General features: G+C 41.0%; 22 protein-coding genes and 1 pseudogene. 21 read left to right on the top strand and 2 right to left on the bottom strand.

Annotated features, from left to right (window positions below; all coding sequences use genetic code 11):
* Window positions 1–12 precede the first annotated feature (12 nt).
* The 3 genes from AC6I1H_RS02920 (at window position 13) to AC6I1H_RS02910 (ending at window position 2,028) form a co-directional block, all read left to right on the top strand.
* On the top strand, window positions 13–1,035 hold the full coding sequence (locus AC6I1H_RS02920; RefSeq protein ID WP_497739533.1) for an ABC transporter substrate-binding protein: 1,023 nt from the start codon (window positions 13–15) through the stop codon (window positions 1,033–1,035).
* Window positions 1,036–1,267: 232 nt separating this feature from the next.
* On the top strand, window positions 1,268–1,558 hold the full coding sequence (locus AC6I1H_RS02915; RefSeq protein WP_497739532.1) for a UPF0175 family protein: 291 nt from the start codon (window positions 1,268–1,270) through the stop codon (window positions 1,556–1,558).
* On the top strand, window positions 1,549–2,028 hold the full coding sequence (locus tag AC6I1H_RS02910; protein ID WP_497739531.1) for a PIN domain-containing protein: 480 nt from the start codon (window positions 1,549–1,551) through the stop codon (window positions 2,026–2,028). The genes AC6I1H_RS02915 and AC6I1H_RS02910 overlap by 10 nt, the downstream gene beginning before the upstream one ends.
* Before the next feature lie 31 nt (window positions 2,029–2,059).
* On the opposite strand, the gene AC6I1H_RS02905 is transcribed toward AC6I1H_RS02910, so the two are convergent.
* Complete coding sequence (locus tag AC6I1H_RS02905; RefSeq protein WP_497739530.1) at window positions 2,060–2,284, bottom strand: hypothetical protein; 225 nt, start codon at window positions 2,282–2,284, stop codon at window positions 2,060–2,062.
* A 64-nt stretch (window positions 2,285–2,348) separates the two neighbouring features.
* Between AC6I1H_RS02905 and AC6I1H_RS02900 the strand changes: the two are divergent.
* From AC6I1H_RS02900 to AC6I1H_RS02830, 15 genes and pseudogenes are all read left to right on the top strand, one after another.
* Window positions 2,349–5,365, top strand: a pseudogene (locus AC6I1H_RS02900) (sigma 54-interacting transcriptional regulator).
* Window positions 5,366–5,533: 168 nt separating this feature from the next.
* Window positions 5,534–6,034: a PTS sugar transporter subunit IIA gene (locus AC6I1H_RS02895; protein ID WP_497739529.1), complete on the top strand. Its 501-nt coding sequence runs from the start codon at window positions 5,534–5,536 to the stop codon at window positions 6,032–6,034.
* 105 nt (window positions 6,035–6,139) lie between these two features.
* A complete protein-coding gene (locus AC6I1H_RS02890) occupies window positions 6,140–7,510 on the top strand; it encodes a PTS galactitol transporter subunit IIC (protein ID WP_497739528.1) in 1,371 nt (456 codons plus the stop codon).
* Window positions 7,511–7,543: 33 nt separating this feature from the next.
* Window positions 7,544–7,831, top strand: a complete 288-nt coding sequence (locus AC6I1H_RS02885) for a PTS sugar transporter subunit IIB (RefSeq protein ID WP_497739527.1) — start codon at window positions 7,544–7,546, stop codon at window positions 7,829–7,831.
* A 93-nt stretch (window positions 7,832–7,924) separates the two neighbouring features.
* Window positions 7,925–8,392 (top strand): hypothetical protein, encoded by a 468-nt coding sequence (locus tag AC6I1H_RS02880; RefSeq protein ID WP_497739526.1) that lies wholly within the window; start codon window positions 7,925–7,927, stop codon window positions 8,390–8,392.
* A gap of 22 nt (window positions 8,393–8,414) precedes the next feature.
* A complete protein-coding gene (locus AC6I1H_RS02875) occupies window positions 8,415–9,449 on the top strand; it encodes a zinc-dependent dehydrogenase (RefSeq protein ID WP_497739525.1) in 1,035 nt (344 codons plus the stop codon).
* A 31-nt stretch (window positions 9,450–9,480) separates the two neighbouring features.
* Window positions 9,481–10,230: an SDR family NAD(P)-dependent oxidoreductase gene (locus AC6I1H_RS02870; RefSeq protein WP_497739524.1), complete on the top strand. Its 750-nt coding sequence runs from the start codon at window positions 9,481–9,483 to the stop codon at window positions 10,228–10,230.
* Between the two features lie 57 nt (window positions 10,231–10,287).
* Window positions 10,288–10,752 carry a ribose 5-phosphate isomerase B gene (rpiB, locus tag AC6I1H_RS02865; RefSeq protein WP_497739523.1) on the top strand — a complete coding sequence of 155 codons (465 nt, stop codon included), beginning with the start codon at window positions 10,288–10,290 and terminating at the stop codon, window positions 10,750–10,752.
* A 3-nt stretch (window positions 10,753–10,755) separates the two neighbouring features.
* Window positions 10,756–11,769 carry an NAD(P)H-dependent glycerol-3-phosphate dehydrogenase gene (locus tag AC6I1H_RS02860; RefSeq protein ID WP_497739522.1) on the top strand — a complete coding sequence of 338 codons (1,014 nt, stop codon included), beginning with the start codon at window positions 10,756–10,758 and terminating at the stop codon, window positions 11,767–11,769.
* 77 nt (window positions 11,770–11,846) lie between these two features.
* On the top strand, window positions 11,847–12,650 hold the full coding sequence (locus tag AC6I1H_RS02855) for a Cof-type HAD-IIB family hydrolase (protein WP_497739521.1): 804 nt from the start codon (window positions 11,847–11,849) through the stop codon (window positions 12,648–12,650).
* Window positions 12,651–12,731: 81 nt separating this feature from the next.
* Window positions 12,732–13,019: a PTS sugar transporter subunit IIB gene (locus AC6I1H_RS02850; protein WP_497739520.1), complete on the top strand. Its 288-nt coding sequence runs from the start codon at window positions 12,732–12,734 to the stop codon at window positions 13,017–13,019.
* Window positions 13,020–13,037: 18 nt separating this feature from the next.
* Window positions 13,038–14,489: an FGGY-family carbohydrate kinase gene (locus AC6I1H_RS02845; RefSeq protein ID WP_497739519.1), complete on the top strand. Its 1,452-nt coding sequence runs from the start codon at window positions 13,038–13,040 to the stop codon at window positions 14,487–14,489.
* 10 nt (window positions 14,490–14,499) lie between these two features.
* Window positions 14,500–15,837, top strand: a complete 1,338-nt coding sequence (locus AC6I1H_RS02840) for a phosphomannomutase/phosphoglucomutase (protein ID WP_497739518.1) — start codon at window positions 14,500–14,502, stop codon at window positions 15,835–15,837.
* A gap of 191 nt (window positions 15,838–16,028) precedes the next feature.
* Complete coding sequence (locus tag AC6I1H_RS02835; RefSeq protein WP_497739517.1) at window positions 16,029–16,652, top strand: class II aldolase/adducin family protein; 624 nt, start codon at window positions 16,029–16,031, stop codon at window positions 16,650–16,652.
* Between the two features lie 90 nt (window positions 16,653–16,742).
* Window positions 16,743–17,459, top strand: a complete 717-nt coding sequence (locus AC6I1H_RS02830) for a hypothetical protein (protein ID WP_497739516.1) — start codon at window positions 16,743–16,745, stop codon at window positions 17,457–17,459.
* 2 nt (window positions 17,460–17,461) lie between these two features.
* On the opposite strand, the gene AC6I1H_RS02825 is transcribed toward AC6I1H_RS02830, so the two are convergent.
* Window positions 17,462–18,403 (bottom strand): L-lactate dehydrogenase, encoded by a 942-nt coding sequence (locus tag AC6I1H_RS02825; RefSeq protein ID WP_497739515.1) that lies wholly within the window; start codon window positions 18,401–18,403, stop codon window positions 17,462–17,464.
* A 571-nt stretch (window positions 18,404–18,974) separates the two neighbouring features.
* Here AC6I1H_RS02825 and AC6I1H_RS02820 point away from each other — a divergent pair.
* From AC6I1H_RS02820 to AC6I1H_RS02810, 3 genes are all read left to right on the top strand, one after another.
* Window positions 18,975–20,333 (top strand): glycine--tRNA ligase, encoded by a 1,359-nt coding sequence (locus AC6I1H_RS02820; protein WP_497740696.1) that lies wholly within the window; start codon window positions 18,975–18,977, stop codon window positions 20,331–20,333.
* A 547-nt stretch (window positions 20,334–20,880) separates the two neighbouring features.
* Window positions 20,881–22,185, top strand: coding sequence for a hypothetical protein (locus AC6I1H_RS02815; RefSeq protein ID WP_497739514.1), 1,305 nt, complete (start codon window positions 20,881–20,883; stop codon window positions 22,183–22,185).
* A gap of 59 nt (window positions 22,186–22,244) precedes the next feature.
* Window positions 22,245–22,880 carry a cobalamin B12-binding domain-containing protein gene (locus AC6I1H_RS02810; RefSeq protein WP_497739513.1) on the top strand — a complete coding sequence of 212 codons (636 nt, stop codon included), beginning with the start codon at window positions 22,245–22,247 and terminating at the stop codon, window positions 22,878–22,880.
* Window positions 22,881–22,967 lie beyond the last annotated feature (87 nt).

Below are 22,967 nucleotides of genomic sequence, written 5' to 3'. Positions count from 1 at the left end.
AGGGAAAGGTAAATGAAAAAGGTTCAAAAGATTTTTGCTGTCGTAGTAAGTTTATTGCTCGTAGTGGCGTTACTTGCAGGCTGCGGTCAAAAAGCAGAACCCAAGCAGGAAGAAACCAAACATACCCAAACTCAGCAGACAGAAACAAAATCCACTGAACCTCAGAAGATGTATATCCCTGTTATTTCCAAGGGATTCCAGCATCAGTTCTGGCAGGCTGTTAAGTTAGGCGCAGAGAAAGCCGCCAAGGATTATAATGTGGAAATTACTTTTGAAGGGCCGGAAACCGAAGCAATGGTTGATAAGCAAATTGAAATGCTTCAGGCTGCTCTTAATAAAAACCCTAGCGCCATTTGCCTTGCCGCCCTGGACAGCAAAGCAGTGATACCTTACCTCGAGAAGGCAAAAGAAGCAAACATTCCCGTTATCGGATTTGACTCCGGCGTAGACAGCGACATCCCGGTAGCCACCGCTGCCACAAACAATGTTGCCGCCGCAGCGGCTGCCGCTGACAAAATGGCTGAACTTATCGGGGGCAAAGGGGAAGTCGCCGTTATCGTGCACGATCAGACTAGCCGTACCGGCATTGATCGCCGTGATGGTTTCGTAAGACGAATCCAGGAAAAATATCCGGACATCAAGATTGTGGATATACAGTACGGCGGCGGTGACCAGCTTAAATCTACCGATCTTGCCAAGGCCATAATTCAAGCCCATCCGAATTTGAAAGGCTTCTTTGGCGCCAATGAAGGATCTATAATCGGTGTATTAAACGCCGTGAAAGAATTGAAAAAGGAAGGAAAGATTGTCGTAATCGGCTACGATGCAGGTAAACAGCAACTGGATGCCATCCGTAGCGGAGTGGAAGCCGGCGCCATCACACAGGATCCTATTGGTATCGGATATAAGGCTGTGGAAGCTGCCGTCAAGGCTGTGAAAGGTGAAAAACTGGAGAAGAACATCGATACTGGATTCCATTGGTATGATAAAACCAATATAGACTCTGAAGAAATCAAGCCTCTGCTGTATGAATAATTTAATTATGAAGTTAATTATGAAGGCTTGAGAAGCCAAAAGCCGGGTCATTCCATTGGCCCGGTTTTTTTTTTACGGTTTCATGATTTTCAATGCCTTTCATTGGAAAGTGCTTTATCAGCTTCTTATTCCAATCTTTTTGAAAGATTGTCTAGAACAAAACATACTGCTCGTGGTATAATAAATAAAAATGAATTCAAATAATAATTCAGATAAGGAGGTATGGCGAATCATGGGTAATGCAAAAATAGAGATAGAAGTGCCTTCTGAATTGTTAAAATATGTGAACTATAGAGACAAAGATTATCAAAAGAGAATCCAGGAGCTTATGATATACGAATTAATAAAGGATGGAAGGATATCTTTTGGCAAGGGTGCCGAGTTGTTGGGTATAGATAAAATAGCACTGATAACGGACCTGGGAAAAATGGGCATACCTTATTTCGATCTTGATATTGAAGATGTACTAACAGATGTTGCTAATATCGAAAAAGCCCTGGGAGGCTTAAATAAATGCAAGTAGTTAGCAATACTACTCCAATCATTTCATTTGTAAAAATTGAAAAATTGGATTTGCTTGAAAAGATTTTCGGTAAAATTATCGTTTCAAAGGGCGTTTACTCTGAATTAACATCAAAGGCAGGGCTCAAAGAAGTAAATTATATAAAGGATTCGAGTTTTATTGAGGTATTAGAAGTAAAAAATGAATTTGCAGTTAAAATAATACAAAAAGCGTTTAACCTTGATAGGGGCGAAAGTGAATCAATCATCCTTTCTGAAGAGTTAAACGCTGATTTATTATTAATAGATGAAAAAAAGGGAAGAAAGGCAGCAAAATCAATGGATATTAAAATATCCGGAACATTAGGCATATTGTTAGAAGCTAAGAAAATGGGATTAATTTCAGAAATCAAGCCTTTTATGGATAAGTTGGTTGAAAATAATATTCGTATCAGCGATAAATTATATCGGGAAATCCTTGAAAAAGAATAGTTCATATCTTCCATAAAAGCCAAAAACCGGGTCATTCCATTGGCCCGGTTTTTTTTATTACGGTTTCATGATTTTCAATGCCTTTCATTGGAAAGTGCTTTATCAGCTTCTTATTCCAATCTTTTTGAAAGATTGTTTTACCAGTCAGGGCTCCCTCTTCCAGCTTTTCCAATAACATTTTATTTAAAACGGCATGATATGTGGTATAATATGTTGCAATGATAATAAATAGACGGTAATTTGCGAAAAGTCGCAATCCAACAAAACCTTCCACTGCAATGGCATGACTATTGCATAAAATGTGAAAAGAGGTGATGCCTATGAAAGACCGCCTTTTGCAGCTTATCAAGTCTGAGGATAAGAAAAACCCGTATACGGATGACCAGCTTGCCGGAATATTGGGAACACGCCGGGATGAAGTCACCATATTAAGAGGAGAACTCGGCATACCGGATTCAAGAGAAAGAAAGAAGCCGTATCTTGTGAATGCACTGAAGGAATTGCTTTTGCAAAACCTAAAAATATCCGACAGGGAATTGACCCGTCTGCTCAACCGCCAGGGCTTTAATGTATCCAGGTTTATCGTTTCTCAGTTGAGAAAAGAGATAGCGGAAAAGATATCCTTGAAAAATGCATCCGGTATTGTGTCCGCTACTGTAGATAACGCAAATAATCAGAGTGTTGAAAAAGCGGGTAATTTCGGAACGACAAATAACAGTATAGCATCCAGAGCCTTTGAAAGGATAATAGGATTTGATGGAAGTCTGAAGCCCCAGATTCAGCAGGCGAAGGCTGCAATCCTTTATCCCCCCCACGGTCTTCATACACTGATACTAGGCCCTACCGGTGTTGGAAAGAGCAATCTGGCTGAAGCCATGTACAATTTCGCGATTGAATCAGGGAGACTTTCAAAGAATGCTCCTTTCGTTATATTCAACTGCGCGGATTATGCGGAAAACCCCCAGCTGCTTCTGTCGCAGCTTTTTGGCCACGCAAAAGGGGCGTATACAGGAGCGGATACCGCCAAAGAAGGCCTGGTGGAAAAAGCCGATGGAGGCATCCTTTTCCTTGACGAAGTACACCGCCTTCCTCCCGAAGGGCAGGAGCTGCTTTATTATTTGATCGATAAGGGCAAGTTCCGCCGCCTGGGAGAGACGGAAACCGTCAGGACTGCCAACGTCATGATAATTGCCGCTACCACTGAAGACATAGAATCGTCGCTTCTTTTGACTTTTCGAAGAAGGATCCCAATGATAATAGAACTTCCACCGCTATCAACGCGGCCCATATTGGAGCGATACAACATAATAAAGGAGTTTTTCGGCAAAGAAGCTGACAGAATAGGCGCCTCAATAAAAGTAACTCAGGAGGCATTAAGGGCTTTATTGCTTTACGATTGCCCGGGAAATATCGGCCAGCTGAGAAGTGACATACAGGTGGCCTGCGCCAGAGGGTTTTTAACCTATGTGGGCGGGCAGCAGCAGAGAATTGAGATAGATCTTATTGATTTGCCCATACATGCCCGCAGAGGGCTTCTCAAGATACAGAACCGCAGCCCTGAAACGGAAATATACCTGAAAGGCGACTTCATTGTAAGTCCCGGGCAGATGAATACTAAAAACATGCCGAAAGAGGACTTGTATATTTTCCCGCAGGAAATTTATCAGTATATTGAGGAGAAATATCAGGAACTCCAGGAACAGGGATTGAGCCAGGAGGTCATAAACAGAGTAATCGGAGGCGAACTGGAAATAAGGTTCCAGCAACTGGTAAAGCAGTTTGAGACAAACCGCCAGCTGTTGGGCAAACAAGAACTGGAAGGAATTGTAGGCGAAAAAGTGGTGGAAATGGCTGAAAAGATGGTAAAAATTGCCGAAAAAAAACTGGGCAAGATGGACAGCCATCTGTTCTACTGCCTTGCCATCCACTTGAGCGCAACGCTGGAACGACTACAGCATAACAAGCCTATAATAAATCCACAGCTTGAAAAGGTTAAAAATGAATACAGACTGGAATACAAAGTGGCAAAAGAAATGGTGGAAGCCGTAGAAAAAATAGCCGATTACAAAATGCCGGAAGACGAAGTCGGTTTTGTGGCAATGTATCTTCGCACCATAACCCATCCGGTTGATGTAAAGAAGGGCCGCGTCGGAGTGGTGGTGCTTACCCACGGCCATGTGGCTCAAGGCATGGTGGAAGTTGCAAACAGGCTGCTGGGCGTAAACCATGCGGTAGGCATAGAAATGTCCCTGGATGAAAAACCCGAATCAGCCCTTCAAAAAGCCATGGAAGTAGTGCGGAAGATAGATGAGGGGAAAGGCGTTCTTCTCTTAGTAGACATGGGTTCACTTATCACTTTTGGAGAAATCATCACCCAGAAAACCGGAATCCAGACCAAAACCATCGGCAGGGTCGATACCATTATGGTCCTTGAAGCCGTCCGCAGAGCCATACTGCCTGATACTGATTTGGATGAAATTGTGGCAAATATTGATAAGGATAAGGTGGGCCTTGGAAGGTTTATCCCTGTCGAAGACTTAAAAATAGAGGATAAAAGAGAATATAAAAAGGCGATTGTTACATTGTGTATTACTGGAGAAGGAACTGCCATAAAATTGAAAAAACTCATCGAGAAAATGATTCCTGATATTTTGGAAAGTGCAGATATAATTCCCATAGGCATAATTGGCAGAGAAGACGGTTCAAAACAAATTGAAAAAATAAAAGCTGAAAGATGCCTGGCAGCTATTGTTGGGACTGTGAATCCGAAAGAAAGTGACATTCCTTTTATTTCTGTTGAGGAATTGATAAGCGGCACAGCGATAGAAAAGCTCAGAGACGTGCTGAAATTAAAAAGCAAGCCACATTCACATCCGATTCAAAAATCAGTCGTTTTGCCGCTGGCAGAAGTTTTATTCAACGATTTGATTCTGGTTCAGGCTGATTTTGCTACAAAAAACGATGCAATAGACGGGCTTGTGGAAGTGTTGCTCAAAAAAGGGTATATGTCAATGAAAAATATCTGCTTGATGTTTACAAGCGAGAAGTAATGGGTCCTACGCTCATAAGAAACCATATAGCCATACCGCATGGCAATTCAGAAAATGTATTAAAGCCTGCCATCGCTATAGCTTTTTTGAAAGAACCGGTTGCATGGTCGGCAGATAAAGAGGCAGACGTTGTTTTTATGCTGGCATTGAAAGAGGATTCGAAGGATATATTGAATGATTTATTTTATGTAGTAAACGATGAAGATTTGATTTATAAGTTGAGTCTATTAAAGGATGGCGATGAGGTCAAGAAAGCTATATTGGAATATATAATAAGTCGCAACTAAACCTGCCATTTGAATTGGTACGGTATTTGCTTGATTATTATTTGTGAAATTGAAATTTCATGCCAAATCTCATTGAGTTATATTTATTTCGCCCAACACTCCAAATATTTAAGTTTTACTAATCAAAAAACAGCTTAAAACTTTCCACAATTTGAAGGAGGCTAAATAATGCCACAATTAAACTTTTTAAATCCCGAACTCATACAAATCGATGCAGAAGCAGAGGGGAAAGAGGAAATAATAAAAAAGCTGGCAAGTTTATTGATTTCTAAAGGGTATGCGAAAGAAAGTTATTTAGAGGCGATTTTGGAGAGAGAAAAGGTGTTTCCTACAGGCCTTCCTACAGAAGGTGTTGGAGTAGCAATACCGCATGCGGATATAAAACATGTTATAAAACCTGCTATTGCTGTAGCAATACTTAAAAACCCGGTCCAATTCAATGTGATGGGGAATCCAGAGGAAAAAGTAAACGTTAAAATAATTTTTATGCTGGCAATAACAGATCCGAATGTTCAATTAGAATTGTTGCAGGATTTAATGGAAGTATTTCAAAACAAAGAGCTTTTATTGAAACTATCGGTTTCAAAAGATGTGGATACTGTTTTAAGGCTTATGACGGCAAAGGATGATGACAACGCAGAAAAAATGGATATGGCTGGAAACTATTAAATAAAATCCACTTCACTATTTAATTAAGGAGGTGATGGATAAAAGTAAGAATAAAGAATTTCAGTATAATAAAAAGCATAATGCAAAAAAATAAGGAGGGTGTTTATGAGCATTAAAGCAGCGGTTGATTTTGTTTTAGGTTTGGGTCCCTCGGTCATGTTGCCAATTATTTTAACAATATTTGGCATGGTTTTGGGACAGGGATTTAAGAAATCTTTCAGAGCAGGTCTTACCATTGGCGTTGGTTTTGTAGGGATTAATCTGGTAATCGGTTTGCTGACGAGCGCTTTAGGACCCGCAGCCCAAGCCCTGGTCAAATCCATGGGTTTAAATCTTGACGTTCTTGACGTGGGCTGGCCAATTGGTGCCGCCATCTCGTTTGGGACACCTGTTGCTCCATTGTTGATTCCCATCGTACTCGTATTAAATGTTATACTGCTGGCTATTAATTTTACAAAAACAATGGACGTGGATTTGTGGAATTACTGGCATTTCATATTCGCCGGTTCAATTGCTTACTATGCTTCCCACAATATGTTCTTCGGCATTTTGGTGGGTTGCCTGACGGCAATAGTCATTTTCAAACTGGCGGATTGGACCGCACCGGTTCTGGAGCATCACTTCGGCCTCCCAGGCGTATCGCTGCCCCATACGGAAACTGTAGGTTGGGCTCCGCTTATGTATGTGCTGGAAAAGATAGAAAGCAAAATACCGGGTTTGAACAATATTCATGCCAGCCCGGAAGATGTTCAGAAGAGATTCGGTCTTTTCGGCGAACCTCTTTTGATGGGTCTTATCCTCGGTTTGATAATGGGTGTTTTAGGGAAGTACGACCTCAAGGGAATATTGACGCTGGGCGTTCAGATGGCGTCGGTATTGGTTCTGATGCCCAAAATGGTGGCTATTTTAATGGAAGGGCTAATACCTCTGTCCGAAGGCGCCCGTGAATTCATCCAGAAGAGATTTCCTGGCAAAGAAGTTTATATCGGACTGGATGCGGCCATTGTAATAGGGCATCCTGCCGGCATGGCTGTTGCGCTGATAATGGTACCGATAACAATTTTGATGGCTGTGGTCCTGCCGTACAACCGCATGCTTCCATTCGCCGACCTGGCTGTTCTGCCGTTCATAGTAATTTGGGCTACCGCTGTATCAAGAGGCAACATCGTAAAAGGTATTCTGAATTCGATCATTTGTATGGCGATAATATTCTTCATAGCCACAAACTTTGCAGAATTGGCAACCACCATGGGCAAAGCGGTCGGTTTCCAATTCCCTGAAGGAGCCAATATGATAAGCGGTATAGATCTAGGATCCCATGTGGTACCGTGGATTATCATAAGAATATTGCAACCCGATAGCCCTGCGATATTTGTCGCAGCCATAGTTTGTGCCATTGTTTACGCAGCACTGTGGTGGTGGGTAAGAAACGATATAAGGAAGCAATACGCAGAAGAAATTAATGCAAGCAAATAATAAAAATTATTAAAACTTTTGGAGGTCCTAATCATGGCTAAAAAAAGAATTTTAGTCGCATGTGGAACAGGAATTGCGACCTCTACCATGGTCGCAAAGAAAGTGGAAGAAGCTTTGAAAGCACGGGGCTATGATGTATTGGTTGAACAGTGCAAGGCTGCCGAGGCTCCTGCAAAGGCTCCGAACTATGATCTAATTGTTAGCACAACCACTTTGCAGAACTGTGGTTCCACACCAGTCATCAGAAGTATATCATTTTTATCCGGAGTAGGCGTCGATAAAGATATTGAAAAAATCGTAGCAGCTTTAGGAGATAAGTAATTTAAAGAAGCAAATTCACTCTAGCTTATTACAGCTAGAGTGAATTTGCTTAGGTTTCATATTTTAAAAATGCCTCACTGAGGAGGATATTGCTTGAAGGTTTATAAGTATAAGTATTCTTATTATCTTATATCCCAATTAATTCCTGCAATTTTAATAATCGGTGTTTTTGTGTGGTCCATCTACCAACGCATATATTTCCCGGAAAATATTCTGTACAGACTGCTGATTGTAGTGATGCCGGTAGTTATTATATCGACTTTTATAACCTTAAACACTCCTCATAAAGTAATAATAGATGGCGACAATATACATTTTTTCAGTTTTGGAATGAAACATTCTTATAACCTGTCTAAAATAAAGAAAATAAATGTCAACGAATTTATTTTCAGCGACAAATATCTGGTAAGGGTAGGAGAACCCAGCGTTCTGAGGGGGCGCTACTGGATCAGCAACAATATACTAGGGCATGATGAACTTCTAGCTTTCTTTAAAGAAAAAGAGAAATATTTTAATACAAAAAAGCAATATGATAGCAAAAAAACAAAAAAAAGAAAATAAATCTGCTTCAGGAGTGGTTATAGTGAAAGCAAGTGTTTTTTATGATGTAGGAGATTTCAGGTATGAAGATCTTCAGGTTCCAAAAATCAACGATGATGAAGTTTTAATTAAAATGAGAGCATGCGGATTGTGCGGAACAGATGTCCACAAAGCTGTGGCTAAAACCGTTACTCCCCCAATCGTGCTGGGTCATGAGGTTTCCGGTGATATTGTAGAGGTGGGTAAAAATGTGACGGATTTTAAAGTGGGCGACAGGATATTTGTTGCACATCACGTTCCATGTTTTACCTGTCATTATTGTCTCCACGGTCACCACACTTTATGCCAGCAGTTTAAGACCACTAATATAGATCCAGGAGGATTTTCGGAATACATCCGCATACCCGCTCTAAATGTAAAGCATTCGATGCATAAAATTCCTGATGATATGACGTATGAAGAGGCTGCTATGGCTGAACCGGTGGCATGCTGTATCCACGGCCAGAAATATGTGAAAATAATGCCTGAAGATACGGTCCTGATCATGGGAGCAGGTCAGATTGGAATAATCCACGGCCAGCTGGCTAAAGCCCAGGGAGCCGGAAAAGTATTTATCAGCGATATATCGGATTTCAGGCTGCAAAAGGCTCTGGAATTTGGCATGGATATTGCAATAAATGTTGCGAAAGAAGATTTGGCTGAAAAAATTAAAGAACTTACCGGAGGGTTGGGCGTCGATTTAGTCATAATTTCTGCAGGGGTTTCCAGCTTGCTTACTCAAGCGGTTGAAGTTGTGAGAAGGGGAGGAAGCATTATAGTTTTTTCGCCTTTTGACAAGAATCCCATGATTAATATCAATTCGCGCAGATTTTTTGAAGATGAAATATCGATTATAGGAACTTATTCTTCCACTCCTTTTGAGTATATTGAAGCTCTGAAGATGATTCACGACAAAAAAGTAAAAGCAAGAGAAATGATCACACATGTCTTTGATTTAAAGGATTTGGGGAAAGCCATAAATCTTGCATCCAATCCAAAAGAAAAATACTTAAAGGTAATGATTCGAGAGGATTCGTAAATCAATAAAAGATATTAAGGAGATATCCAAAATGAGTTTTACAGGCAATACAGCAGTGATAACCGGTTCCGGCAGCGGCATAGGGAAGGAAGTGGCAATCTCCCTGGCCTCTAAAGGTTGTGAAGTGTTCTGTATGGATATTAATGAGGGAGACGGCCAAAAAGTGGTGGAAGATATCAATGCTGCTGGCGGAAAAGCTTATTTTTATCATGTGGATTTAACAATTGAAAGCGATGTGGAAAAAACCGTTGAAGAAATATTAAAAAACCATAGCAAGATAGACATTCTTGTGCATAGCGCAGGAATATCTACAAAATGTGCACTGGCCGATGTAACCCTGGAAATGTGGAATAAAATATTGAATGTTAATCTGACCGGTACCTTCCTAATTACAAAAGCAGTAAGTAAGGCTATGATTAGACAAAATTATGGGAGGATTATAATCATATCTTCAGGCTCTGCTATAACGGGGTCGGGTGGCGGACCGCATTATGCCGCTTCCAAAGCAGGCCAAATAGGGCTTACCCGAAGTCTTGCCAACGAACTGGCGGGTTATAATATTACGGTTAATGCCATTGGTCCCAGGAGTATAGATACTCCGTTGCTGGATAAGCTGTATGGCGAGGAATACAAGAAGGCTATTATAAAAAAGATTCCTGTGAGGAGAATGGGGACAGCGAAGGATGTGGCGGAATTGGCGGTATTTCTGGCATCGGATGTCAGCGGCTTTATAACCGGTCAGTTTATTTTGGTGGACGGCGGCCGGACATTTTCAAATTGACTTATATAAACTAATAAAATTGACTTATATAAACTAATAATAGGAGAGTGAAAACAAATGAAACTGGCAATAGGTTGCGATGAAGCCGGATTTGATCTAAAACAGGTGATAATGGAATTTTTAAAAGAAAAAGGTATAGACTTTGATGATATGGGGTGTTACTCGAAAGATCCTGTGCTATATCCCGATGTGGCGGAGAAAGTGGCACTGGCGGTGGCTGAAGGTAATTATGATAGAGGAATATTAATCTGCGGAACGGGAATAGGGATGGCGATTACCGCAAATAAAATTCCAGGTGTGCGTGCGGCATGCTGCCATGATGTATACTCTGCCGAAAGAGCCAGAAAAAGCAACGATGCCCAGATAATGACAATGGGTTCGAGGGTAATCGGCCCTGAACTTGCCAAATCGCTGGTGGCTGTGTGGCTTGAAAGCAATTTTTCTGGAGGCAGGTCTATACCAAAGGTTGAAAGAATGAATGAAATAGATGCGAAATACAGGGCTACAAAGAAGGTGGGATAAGACATGGGCAAAGTAACTGTACTGGGTGCAGGAGTGATGGGAACAGCTCTGGCAATTCACTTGGCGAAACAAAAAAATGAGGTTAAATTATGGGGTACTAGGTGGGATACCAGTACTATTGAAAATTACAGGGCTACCGGAAGATGTGAAAAATTAAATTCCGATATTCCTCAAAGCGTGGAATTTTTTATGGCCGATGAACTGGAAAAGGCACTGCAGGACAGCAGTATTATAATACTGGCGGTCACATCCGATGGAATCCGAGACATAACCAATTCCATTTCAGGTTATATTGACGAGAATGTTATCATAGCAAACATTGCTAAAGGTATTGAGGAAGAATCCCTGATGACCATGTCGGAAATTATAGAAGACTGCCTGGCCGGGCAACAAAAAAATATTCCGGTAGTAAAAATCGGAGGCCCGTTGAGAGCGATTGAAGTTGCCAATGAAGTTTTTTCCGAAGCAATTTTTGCCTCAAAAAATATTGAAGCCGCCAGAGTTCTGCAAAAAGCTTTTAAAGCGCCATACTTCAAGTCGAACGTTACTCAGGATATTATTGGGGTTGAAATCTGTGCAGCTTTGAAAAATTCTTACGCTATAACAATAGGAATTTGTGAAGGAATGTATGAAAATATGGACAATCCAAAGGCAGCATTGATTGCCAGGGGATGTATGGAACTTGCTGCGTTGGTAAAGGCAAAAGGCGGAGACGTAGAAACGGCTCTGGGGCTTGCCGGTGTCGGAGACCTTTATGTGACATCCCAGGGGGGAAGGAATAGAACTTTAGGGAAACTGCTGGGGCAGGGCAAAACCATGAAAGAAGCAGTCGAAGAAATGAAAAATCAAACCGTAGAAGGATACCCGGCGGCAAAAGTGGGATATAAACTGGCAGCAACCCTTGAACAACAGGGAAAATTAAACTTAAGCGATGTTTCTTTGCTGGTAGAACTTTACAGGATTTTATACGAGGGCAAACCCGCCGTCGAGGCATTAAAAGATTACTGGAGCAACTAAAAAATTACCTTAATAAAAGACAATAAATCCCCGTTATCCTCAATAACGGGGATTTTTAAAGAAAGGCGGTGGCCACCGTGAAACTTGTAACTATAGATATCGATGGGACTCTCATTCGAGATGATCTTAGCATATCGCAGCAAACTGTAAAAGCAATAAAAAAAGTGATGGATAAAGAAATATTAGTCGCACTTTGTACCGGTCGGCCCCATGTAGCGGCCGAACATTTTGCGAAAATGCTTGGCATAGAGGGTTTTCAGATATCTCACAACGGCGCTTATATAAAACATAACATTAGCAAGGAAACGATACTTCACGATACTTTGCCAAAGGGCGTGGCGGAGGATATAAACACAATGTGCAGGCGGGATCCAAGACTTTGCCTCTCGCTCTTATATGGAGATTGCTGTTATTATGAGAGATATGATGACTTTGCAATGCATGTAAACATCGATGTCAATTTTGTAACTCCTATAAGAGTAAAAGATATTAATGAACTAGTTGCACAAGAGGAAAAAAACCCCACAAAAATATTAATAACCGGTGAAGAAAGGCCACTGGATGAGTTCATGGCTGCGCTGAAAAAATTGTATGACAGTCAGGTAAATATATTGAAATCAGGGCCACGTTATCTGGATGTAATAAATAAAAAGTCATCCAAAGGGAGAGCATTGAAAATATTATCTGCGAAATTGGGAATAGATAGAGATGAGATAATGGCTATAGGTGACAACTTTAATGACATGGATATGTTGGAATTTGCAGGGATAGGAGTGGCGATGGGAAATGCTCCGGAAGAGGTAAAGAAAATGGCTGATTTTGTGGCTCCTACAAATAATGAAGACGGCGTTGCATATGCTCTGCAGAAATTGCTTTCGTGAAAGATTATTTGCCGACATCATATAATCGTATTGCATATGAGGCAAAGAAAATATATGATAAATCAAAGGAGTTGATGACAAATGAAAATTTTATTGCTGGGCGGGACATCAGACACCAAGGCGGACAAACTTTCCAAGCAGTTGATTGATGGATGCAAGAAAAAGGGAGTGGAAGTTGAGATTATAACAGCCAATATATTTGCCAGCGATTTAAAAGAAATCGAGCAAAAGGAAAAACCCGATGTGATTGTTTTGGTTGGCACGAAAAAACTGGAAACGACGCTTCCTGTAGTCAATGGTCTGCCTCTTGTTTATCCATGGATGGGAGCAGAAAAAGTAATTGATGAAGTAGTGAAGTACAATAAGTAAAGACGGGGGAATTTTCACGTGATTGTCATCGGCATTGATGTGGGAACCCAGGGGATACGCACGATAGCAGTCGATGAAAGAGGAAAAATGATTTTTACAGCCCACGAGGCGCTGCAGCCATCCGTTAGCAGGAAAAACGGATGGAAGGAACAAAATCCGGGCGACTGGGAGAAAAAATTCAAGATTTGTTTTTGTAGATTAATTGAGGGAATAAAAAAAGAAGGATACCATTTGTCAGAGGTCAAGGCTATCTCAGTGGATGGCACATCCGGCACTGTTATCCCCATTGACAGGGAGAAAAAGCCCCTTACAGATGCCCTTATGTACAATGATTCCAGGGCGACGGAGGAGACAAAGAACATACAAAGACTGGCTGCCGATTTTTCTGAAAAAGTTGGCTATAGCTTCAACTCATCCTTTGCGCTGCCAAAAATACTTTGGATTAAAGAGAAGTTGCCGGAAGTGTACCGCAATACATGGAAGTTTATTCATCAATCCGATTACATTGTCGGGGTTATGACCGGAGTTTACGATATTACCGATCATTCAAATGCCCTTAAAACAGGATTTGACCTGGTGGATTACAAATGGCCGGAAGCTATCATCGAAAAATTGGGTCTTGATATGGAAAAATTCCCACAGGTTATCAGGCCAGGGTATAGGATAGCGAATATAAATAAGGAGTTTGCGGAACAATCGGGGCTTTCCACCGATACAGCAGTGGTAGCTGGGATGACCGACGGGTGTGCGGGACAGGTGGCCTCTGGAGCTGTAAAGGAAGGCACATGGAATTCCATTCTGGGGACTACGCTGGTGGTAAAGGGTATCACAAGGGATTTGATCAAGGACCGGCAGGGCAGGATATATTCCCACCTTCACCCCGAAGGATTCTGGATGCCTGGCGGAGCCAGCAACACCGGCGGTGAATGCCTTGAAAAAATTTTCCCCGGCATAGATTATAAAGAATGGGATATTAAAGCCGAGCAGTATTTTCCTACGAATCTGATAGTGTATCCTCTGGTGAAGAAAGGAGAGAGATTTCCCTTCATAGATCCTGGAGCTGAAGGGTTTATTGATGGGAATCCGAGAGACGATATTGAACTTTATGCAGGATATATTGAAGGCGTTGGCCTTTTTGAAAGACTGTGTTATGACATGCTGGCAGATCTTGGAGCGAGAATATCCGATGAGGTCTATGTCACTGGAGGCGGCACCAGGAGCAAAATCTGGATGAAAATAAGAGCCGGCATTTTAAACAAGACCCTTCTGAAGCCGGAAATCAGCGACCCATGCATGGGGAGCGCTGTAATTGCCGCATCCAGAACAGTTTATAGCAATATTGTAGAGGCTGCCTCGAATATGGTAAGGCCGGGGGAAGTCATTCAGCCGGATCAATGTTTTGTAAGCATCTATGAAGAAAAATATAATAAATTTAAACACATTATGAAACAAAAAGGTTTCATCCCATGAGGAGGTCTTTATGAGCATATTTAAAGCCTGTGATATTAGAGGAACATATGGCAAGGATTTGACAGCAGACGATGCGTTCAATATAGGCAGGGCTTTTGGCACGATGATTGAAGGCAGAAGTGTGGCGGTAGGCGGAGATGTAAGACTCAGCACACCCGCGCTGAAGCGGGAATTGATGAAGGGGCTTTCCATGAGCGGATGCAAAGTAATCGATATCGGTACTCTGCCGACACCGGCTTTTTATTATGCAAAGCGCCGCCTTGACACATACGCCGGGGTCATGGTGACCGCATCCCACAACCCCGCCCGCTATAACGGATTTAAGATAGCATTCGGTACACTGCCTGTGCAAGAAAAAGATATCGAGTATCTTGAAAAATTGACCAAAAGTAAGGATTACAAGCCTGGATACGGCTCTATTGAGAATAATCCGATGCTGGAAGAATACCGGAAATATATTAGAAGCCTCTTTAAACCAATCTCAGGTAATTTTAAAGTTGTAATCGACGCAGGCAATGGGGTATGCGGCCCGGTTGCTTTGAGACTATTTTCGGAACTTGGATACGAGACGGTACCGCTTTTCTGCGAGCCCGACGGAAATTTTCCAAACCGGGAGCCCAATCCTGCCATTGCCGAAAATCTGGAACATCTGCGAAATATGGTTATTGAAACAAAGGCGGACCTAGGGATTGCCTTTGATGGAGATGGCGATAGAGTTGCCTTTGTAGACGAAAAGGGCCATATTTTATCCAGTGAAAGAGGCATAATAATTTTTGCAAAGCATTTATTTGAAAAATATGGTCCCGGCAAAGTAGTCTATGACCATAAATGTTCCACCATAGTAGAAAAAGAAATTCTTAAAGCTGGGGGCACCGCCATAAGGGAAAAATCCGGGCATGCCTTTATCAAGCGGAATTTTCTCATGCAGAATGCAGTGATGGCGGGGGAAATCAGCGGCCATTACTTTTTTAAGGAACTTGCCGGCGATGACGGGATTTACGCTGCCCTGCTGATGGGCGAAATATTGAATACAAAGGGGGTAAAATTGTCCCTGCTTTCATCACAGATACCGGATTATTATATAACCCCTGATATTCGCATACCTTATCCTTATGATGATAAAGGAGAACTTTTAAAAAGCGTAAAAGAAAGATTTAAAGAATACCCCATCGATACACTGGACGGAGTGCGGGTGATATTCCCCAAGGGCTGGGGGCTTATCAGGATTTCGGTTACGGAGCCCATGATTACCATGAGGTTTGAAGGAGATACCCCTGAAGCTCTCGCTTCAATAAAAGAAGAGTTCATGGGGGCTGTCCCAAAAATAAAGGCACTTGTCAAGGACTAAATGGTAAACCTCCACCAATCGGATGTCGGATGCCAGATTAAGTTAGAATTTGCGACTCGCAAATTCCTTCTATTCCGACTTCTGACTTCTTAAAAAAAGCGGCAGAGAGCTGCGGTGCCGGGTCATCTACGGCAGGAAAGTGATTTATTGCACAAAATCAAGATTGATTTTAGAGTAGGAGGATTTTTTTCATGATAAATCTCGAAATGAAAGAAGAAGTGGTGAAAATAGCTAAAAAGGCGGATCAAATGGAACTGTGCCGCCACAAGTCAGGCAATTTCAGCGTGATAGACCGAAAGGAAAAGCTTATTTATATAACGCCGTCGGGCATATCCCGGGAAGATCTTACACCTGAAAAAATAATCGTAGTGGACATGGAAGGCAATATAGTGGATGGGAACCTTCAGCCATCAATAGAAACTTCCATGCACATTACGGCGTATAAAATAAAGCCGGAAGCCGGAGGGGTAGCCCATACCCATTCCAGGTATTCTACCATTTTTGCATGCATGGGAAAAGAGATTCCTCCCGTGAGCATAGAGGCTATTCATTATGGCGGAAAACCCGTAAAAGTGGCTGAGTTTGCGCCTCCCGGGAGCAAGAAACTTGCCCAAACCATAGTTGAACCCATGAAAGAATCCGATGTGTGCCTGTTAAAATACCATGGAGTCATTGCCGTTGGCGAAGACCTGGAAAAGGCGCTCATAAAACTGATTTATGTGGAGGAAGTGGCTTTTCTTTACTATCATATGCTCGCCCTGGGGCAGAAAGAATTCATGCCTTTAAATCTTTTCGATGCGATATTGAATGGCTGATTTTGTATATTTTATATTTCTACCTCATAATAGTTTTTCACTTGAATCTATTTGGCAAATTGTGATAAAATAAAAGCGGAGGGAGAGTAGATGGGTATGCCGCTGGAGGATATGGAAAAAGCCAAAAAAGAAGCTGCGAGTGGAGTGGACGAGCAGCCGCAGAAAATGCCGGAGATGGGATATTTTCTTTTGGCTCAGCAAATCAATTCTTTGAGTCAGCAGATGAGTTCTTTTCGCACGGAGTTGAAGCAGGATATCAATTCTTTATGGACTGAAACTAAGCAAGATATTAGTTCTATCCGTGCGGAGATGAGTTCTCTGCGTGCGGAATTAAAACACGATATAGACTCTTTGCGGGCTGAAACAAAACAAGATATTAGTTCTCTCCGTTCAGAAATTAGTTCTCTCCGTTCAGAAATGAAGCAGGAAATAAATTCTTTCCATTCAGAACTAAAACAGGGATTAGATTCACTGAGCAATCAAGAAAAACAAGACATAACAGAACTAAAACGTGAAATAAATTCTTTCCATTCAGAACTAAAGCAGGGATTAGATTCATTGAGCAATCAAGAAAAACAAGACATAACAGAACTAAAACGTGAAATGAATTCTTTCCGCTCAGAAACGAAGCAGGATATATCAGGGATAAAAAGTGAAATAAATGAATTGAGGTCAGAAATGAAAACGTATATAAACACCATACAGGCAGAAATTGCAAGCCTCCGCCTGTGGTCAATAGGAACAGTAGTGGCAATATTTATTGCTGCCGTAGGATGGTTAATAACATGGATAGCAGCAAAACCGTAATCCTATACAACTGCTCCCATTACATCTTCTATATATTCTTTAATTATCTTAGCGGATTTTTTAAGGTCCGCTTTTTCGCTGTTGGAAAGCCTTGGTATCAAAACTCTATCAGCTCCACGTTTATTTACCACGCACGGCAGGCTGAGGTACACATCCAGGACCCCGTCCAGGTCCTCGACATATGTGGATACGGTGAGAATGGAATTCTCATCTCTCAGGATGCTCTTCACTATCTTGGCAACAGCAAGGGCTATGGCATAATTTGTGGCGCCTTTTTTCTCTATGACGGTATATGCCGAGCTGCGGACTTCATTTTCAATTTGTTTTTTAATGTCAGCCCTGCAACCGGGGATGTAACTATGACAGAATTCATCAAAATTAATTCCCATGACGTTGGTGAGGCTCCAGGCGGCAACCTGAGAATCGCCGTGTTCACCCAGGATGTAGCCGTGAATATTTCGTGCATCCACCCCCAGCTTTGCGGAAAGTGCCGCCCTGAACCGGCAGCTGTCGAGAACCGTCCCGGAACCGATTACCCGGTTTTTGGGAAAGCCCGAAAGCCTGAAGGCAGCATAGGATAGCACATCCACCGGGTTTGTGACGATGAGCAAAATACATCTATCGTTGTATTTTATTATCTTCGGTATTATCTCTTTAAATATTTCATAATTCTTGCCTGCCAGATCAAGCCTTGTTTCATTTTTCCCAATGCTAGGCCCTGCGGATATTATAACGATTTCGGCCCCTGCTAGATCGCAGTAATCACCAGCGTATATTTGTACGGGATGGACGAACGAAGTGGAGTGCGTAAGGTCCAGTGCTTCACCTTCTGCCTTGTCCATGTTTGCATCAATTAATACCATCTCCGAAGCTATTCCCTGAAGCAATAATGCATAGGCTGTAGTGGCACCTACATAACCTGTTCCGACCAGTCCGATTTTCACATTGAACCATCCTTTCTGATATATTGTTATTATAATATTCCATAAATGAGGCTTTTTAATTAAAGTTTTTCCAGTGAAACGATTGTAGAAAAACTTGACTTGCCATTGTGGATAGTATATTATTCTTTATAGATTGAAAAAAAGTATTCCGCAGAAGTCTTTTTTCACTGCATAAAGCGAGCGGAGGATGGTGGAAGCTCCGCAGCATAAAAAAGGCGTGGCAGCGGAATATAATTTTCGCTTCTGAATGCTGTGAAACATTGGCGAAATGACCGGTTACAGCTTCGGAGCGGAAAAATGCTAAAAAATGAAAAATCGTAAAAAATCGTTTTTAAAAGCGGCAGGCAGTAACCCCTCCCTTAAACAATTATTATTTGCCTGCAACTAGGGTGGAACCGTCCGTGCAAACTGGACCCCTAGGCCGTTGGTTTGGCCTGGGGGTTTTAAAATGCTTCATAAAATCTTAGAAAAGACGCCGGCCGATATTCGGCCCTTCAGGCGCCTTAAAAAATAAAATTGGAAAATAATATTGGAAAGGGGAATTTTTGTGGCAGAAAACGGCGAAAAACTCATGAACAAGATCATTTCCTTGTGCAAGCGCCGGGGCTTCGTGTTTCAGGGTTCCGAGATATACGGCGGCCTTGCTAATACCTGGGATTACGGCCCCCTGGGAGCCGAGCTCAAACAAAATGTGAAGCGCGTATGGTGGAAAAAGGTGGTCCATGAGAGGGAAGATGTGGTGGGCCTCGACAGCGCTATACTGATGCACCCCAGAGTGTGGGAGGCTTCCGGCCATGTGGCTGGCTTCAACGATGCGCTGATTGACTGCAAACAGTGCAAGTCCCGTTTCAGGGCCGACCACCTTATCGAGGATGCTCTGAATATGCATGTAGAGGGAAAGAGCGTCCAGGAACTGACACAGATCATACACGGCAATAAAATAAAGTGTCCGGTCTGCGGAGATGTGGCCTGGACCGATGCTCGGGTGTTCAACTTGATGTTCAAGACCCACCAGGGGGTGACAGAGGATTCCAGTTCTGTGGTGTACCTGCGCCCCGAAACCGCCCAGGGTATCTTCGTAAATTTCAAGAATGTGCTGGATACAAGCAGGGTGAAGCTGCCTTTCGGCATCGCACAGATAGGAAAGGCTTTCAGGAACGAAATAACACCGGGGAACTTTATTTTCAGGACAAGGGAATTCGAACAGATGGAACTGGAATACTTTGTAAAACCCGGGGATGATATGAAGTGGTTTGATTTCTGGCGCAACTTTACAATGGATTTCTTCCTGGCACTCGGAGTGAAAAAGGATAATCTGCGCCTTCGGGACCATGCTCCCGAAGAACTTTCCCACTACTCAAAGGCAACCACCGACCTTGAATATAAGTTCCCCTTCGGCTGGGGAGAACTCTGGGGTGTGGCAAACCGCACCGATTTTGACTTGACCAGGCATATGGAGTACTCCGGCAAGACCCTCACATATTTCGACCAGGCGGAGAACCGGCAGATCACACCGTATGTCATTGAGCCATCGCTGGGCGTGGATAGAGCCATGCTGGTAATCCTCTGCGATGCTTATAGGGAAGAAGATGTGGAAGGGGAAACAAGAGTAGTTTTGGGCCTCCATCCCGAAATGGCCCCCATCAAATGTGCGGTCCTGCCGCTGTCTAAAAAGGAGCCCCTTGAGGAATTGGCAAGAAAAATCTACCACGACTTAAAAAAATACTATCATATGGAATATGACAACACAGGCAGCATAGGCAAGCGCTACCGCCGCCAGGATGAAATCGGTACACCTTATGCCATAACAGTGGATTTCGACAGCCTGGAAGATCATAAAGTTACGGTAAGGGATAGGGACACCATGAAGCAGGACAGGATAGACATTGCAAACATAAGAGAATACTTGATGGATAAAATGGGATTTTGAGTTTATATATTTTGATTTTGAAATACTTAGATTGCGAACTATTAAAAAATTATATTGCTGATAAAAATAAAAAAATATGCCCTTGATATGCCCTTGCAAAAGGGCTTTTTTCATATAAAAACAATTTTATGTTAATGCTATAATTTGTTAATATAAAATTTTTTTCTCAATTTTTATTAACCTAAGAAGGATTTTATGTTTTTTTGTAGAATAATATAAACAAACAGTTAATAAGAAAATATTTTATTGTTGTTATTAATTGTAACCCCTTACAAATTAGAAAATTGCAAAAAATATCATGAAAAAGGCAAAAAAGATAAAGAAATAAAAAAGGTTTCAAGCTTATGTTTATTTTGATATATGTAACCGCTTACAATTATAAATTACTAAATTCAATTTTAATTATGTTAAATTATCGAATTATGAAAAACTTATGCTAATCAGTGTAAAATATAAATTTTAATTAAGGAGGGAAAAGATGAAATTAAATTTTATTGAAATTTATGTTTGAATTTATGTTACTAAAATAAAATAAAGGAGGAGAACGATGTTTGAACATTTAAATGTGCGTGTTAATTATAGTAATTTAAGTTATGCTGATTTAAATATTGATAAAAAAGATAGAGATGTTTTAAGAAATTTAGCTTATAAAATAGCTGAAATTTCGAATCGACCAGAACAGGAAGAGAAGAAAAAGTTATGGATTAAACATAATTCGCTTGGAGATACAAGGGCATTAATAATGTGCGATCCAGAAAATGGATGGAATGAGATAATTACAGACGAACATGTGCTTTGCGAAAATGAAGTGGCCAGGCATTGGGAAGTAACCTTAAGAAAGCAATTATTTTGGGGAGAAAAAATGGGTGACGATACTGTCATTGAACCATATTTTGACATACCATATGTTTATACAGAAAGTGGCTGGGGAATGCAGGAAAAGAAAATTGGTGGAGAGATAAAAACGTATAGACTAGATGGCGGTTCATACCGATGGGATCCTCCTTTGAAGGATTTTAAAGATATGTCTAAATTGTCTTTTTCAAAAATAATTATTGATTATGAAACAACAGATAGAGTATTTAATATTGCTAAAGAAATTTTTGATGGAATTTTAAATGTTCGTTTAAAAACTATCTGGTGGTGGTCTTTGGGTTTAACAGATGATTTGGTTCATTTGAGGGGTATGGATAATATTTTATATGATGTGTATGATCATCCTGCTGAACTCCATAAACTTATGGCTTTTTTGAGAGATGGTACATTAGATAAAGTAGAATTTTTAGAGAAAGAAGGTTTATTGTGTCTTAATAATGATGGTACCTTTGTAGGTTCTGGTGGCTATGGATGGTCTTGTGAACTTCCTCAAAGGGATTTTAATGGCAAAGTGCGTACAAAGGATATGTGGGGAATGAGCGAAAGTCAAGTCACTATTGGTTTTTCACCCCAAATGTTTGAAGAATTTGTCTTTCAATATCAATTGCCAATAATAGAAAAATTTGGATTAAATTGTTATGGATGCTGCGAACCATTAGATACAAGATGGGAAATTATAAAAAGAATACCCAATTTAAGGAGAGTTTCAGTGTCACCATGGGCAAATGTTGAAAAAATGGCTCAGAATCTTCAAGATAAATATATATTTTCTTGGAAACCTAACCCTGCAGATTTGGCAACATCCACAATAAACGAGGATGATATAAGGAAGAAAATACGCGAAACTTTAAAAATAACATCCAAATATAATTGTAAGGTTGAAATTATAATGAAAGACAATCATACAATCGGGGGAAATCCACAAAATGTAATAAATTGGTGTAGAATTGCAAAGGAAGAAGCTGAAAGATTATAAAGCTTTTGGAAAGTAAATACATTAAAAAACTAATAATTTTTATCAAGGGAGATGAAACTATGGAAATATTAAAGGAAATATCAGAATATTTGCAAGCGGGTAATGCACCAAAGGTGAAGGAATTAGTAAAAACAGCATTAGAAAAAGGATTTTCACCGAAAGATATTTTACAAGAGGGTCTCATTGCCGGTATGGATATAATAGGTATTAAATTTAAGAACAATGAGGTTTTTGTGCCAGAAGTATTAATAGCTGCTCGCGCCATGTACGCGGGGATGGAGGTTTTAAAACCGGTTCTCAGTACATCTGGAGTGAAGTCCTTAGGCAAGGTCGTCATTGGAACGGTAAAAGGAGATTTACATGACATAGGTAAAAACCTGGTGAAAATGATGATGGAAGGTGCAGGTTTTGAAGTAATAGATTTGGGTATTGATGTGTCAGTGGAAAAATTTATCGAAGCTATAAAAGAAAATAAACCGAATATCGTAGCTATGTCTGCATTATTAACCACTACCATGCCGTACATGAAAACAGTTATAGATGCTATAGAAAAAGAAGGATTAAGAAATCAAGTAAAGATTATAATTGGTGGAGCTCCAATAACCGAGAATTATGCTAATAAAATTGGTGCCGATAGATATGCACCAGATGCTGCATCAGCCGCTGATGCATGTAAACAACTTATTAAGTGTTAAGTTTATTTTGATATTATTAAAAGCTTTAATGCTTCAAGCCTAAGAAGCCAAATCCAATTTATAGAATTAAGTAATGGCAGTCTTGAC

This window comes from Biomaibacter sp. TOL, assembly GCF_059717795.1.
Note: the sequence above shows the minus strand (reverse complement) of the source record. Positions and strands in the feature narration are given on the sequence as shown.

Coding starts and splice junctions, on each gene's coding strand:
- AC6I1H_RS02885 (WP_497739527.1), top strand. CDS start 7,544: ATGGCTAAAAAAAGAATTTTAGTCGCATGTGGAACAGGAATTGCGACC.
- AC6I1H_RS02915 (WP_497739532.1), top strand. CDS start 1,268: ATGGGTAATGCAAAAATAGAGATAGAAGTGCCTTCTGAATTGTTAAAA.
- AC6I1H_RS02850 (WP_497739520.1), top strand. CDS start 12,732: ATGAAAATTTTATTGCTGGGCGGGACATCAGACACCAAGGCGGACAAA.
- AC6I1H_RS02830 (WP_497739516.1), top strand. CDS start 16,743: ATGGGTATGCCGCTGGAGGATATGGAAAAAGCCAAAAAAGAAGCTGCG.
- AC6I1H_RS02920 (WP_497739533.1), top strand. CDS start 13: ATGAAAAAGGTTCAAAAGATTTTTGCTGTCGTAGTAAGTTTATTGCTC.
- AC6I1H_RS02810 (WP_497739513.1), top strand. CDS start 22,245: ATGGAAATATTAAAGGAAATATCAGAATATTTGCAAGCGGGTAATGCA.
- AC6I1H_RS02895 (WP_497739529.1), top strand. CDS start 5,534: ATGCCACAATTAAACTTTTTAAATCCCGAACTCATACAAATCGATGCA.
- AC6I1H_RS02815 (WP_497739514.1), top strand. CDS start 20,881: ATGTTTGAACATTTAAATGTGCGTGTTAATTATAGTAATTTAAGTTAT.
- AC6I1H_RS02860 (WP_497739522.1), top strand. CDS start 10,756: ATGGGCAAAGTAACTGTACTGGGTGCAGGAGTGATGGGAACAGCTCTG.
- AC6I1H_RS02835 (WP_497739517.1), top strand. CDS start 16,029: ATGATAAATCTCGAAATGAAAGAAGAAGTGGTGAAAATAGCTAAAAAG.
- rpiB (WP_497739523.1), top strand. CDS start 10,288: ATGAAACTGGCAATAGGTTGCGATGAAGCCGGATTTGATCTAAAACAG.
- AC6I1H_RS02840 (WP_497739518.1), top strand. CDS start 14,500: ATGAGCATATTTAAAGCCTGTGATATTAGAGGAACATATGGCAAGGAT.
- AC6I1H_RS02820 (WP_497740696.1), top strand. CDS start 18,975: ATGAACAAGATCATTTCCTTGTGCAAGCGCCGGGGCTTCGTGTTTCAG.
- AC6I1H_RS02890 (WP_497739528.1), top strand. CDS start 6,140: ATGAGCATTAAAGCAGCGGTTGATTTTGTTTTAGGTTTGGGTCCCTCG.
- AC6I1H_RS02870 (WP_497739524.1), top strand. CDS start 9,481: ATGAGTTTTACAGGCAATACAGCAGTGATAACCGGTTCCGGCAGCGGC.
- AC6I1H_RS02910 (WP_497739531.1), top strand. CDS start 1,549: ATGCAAGTAGTTAGCAATACTACTCCAATCATTTCATTTGTAAAAATT.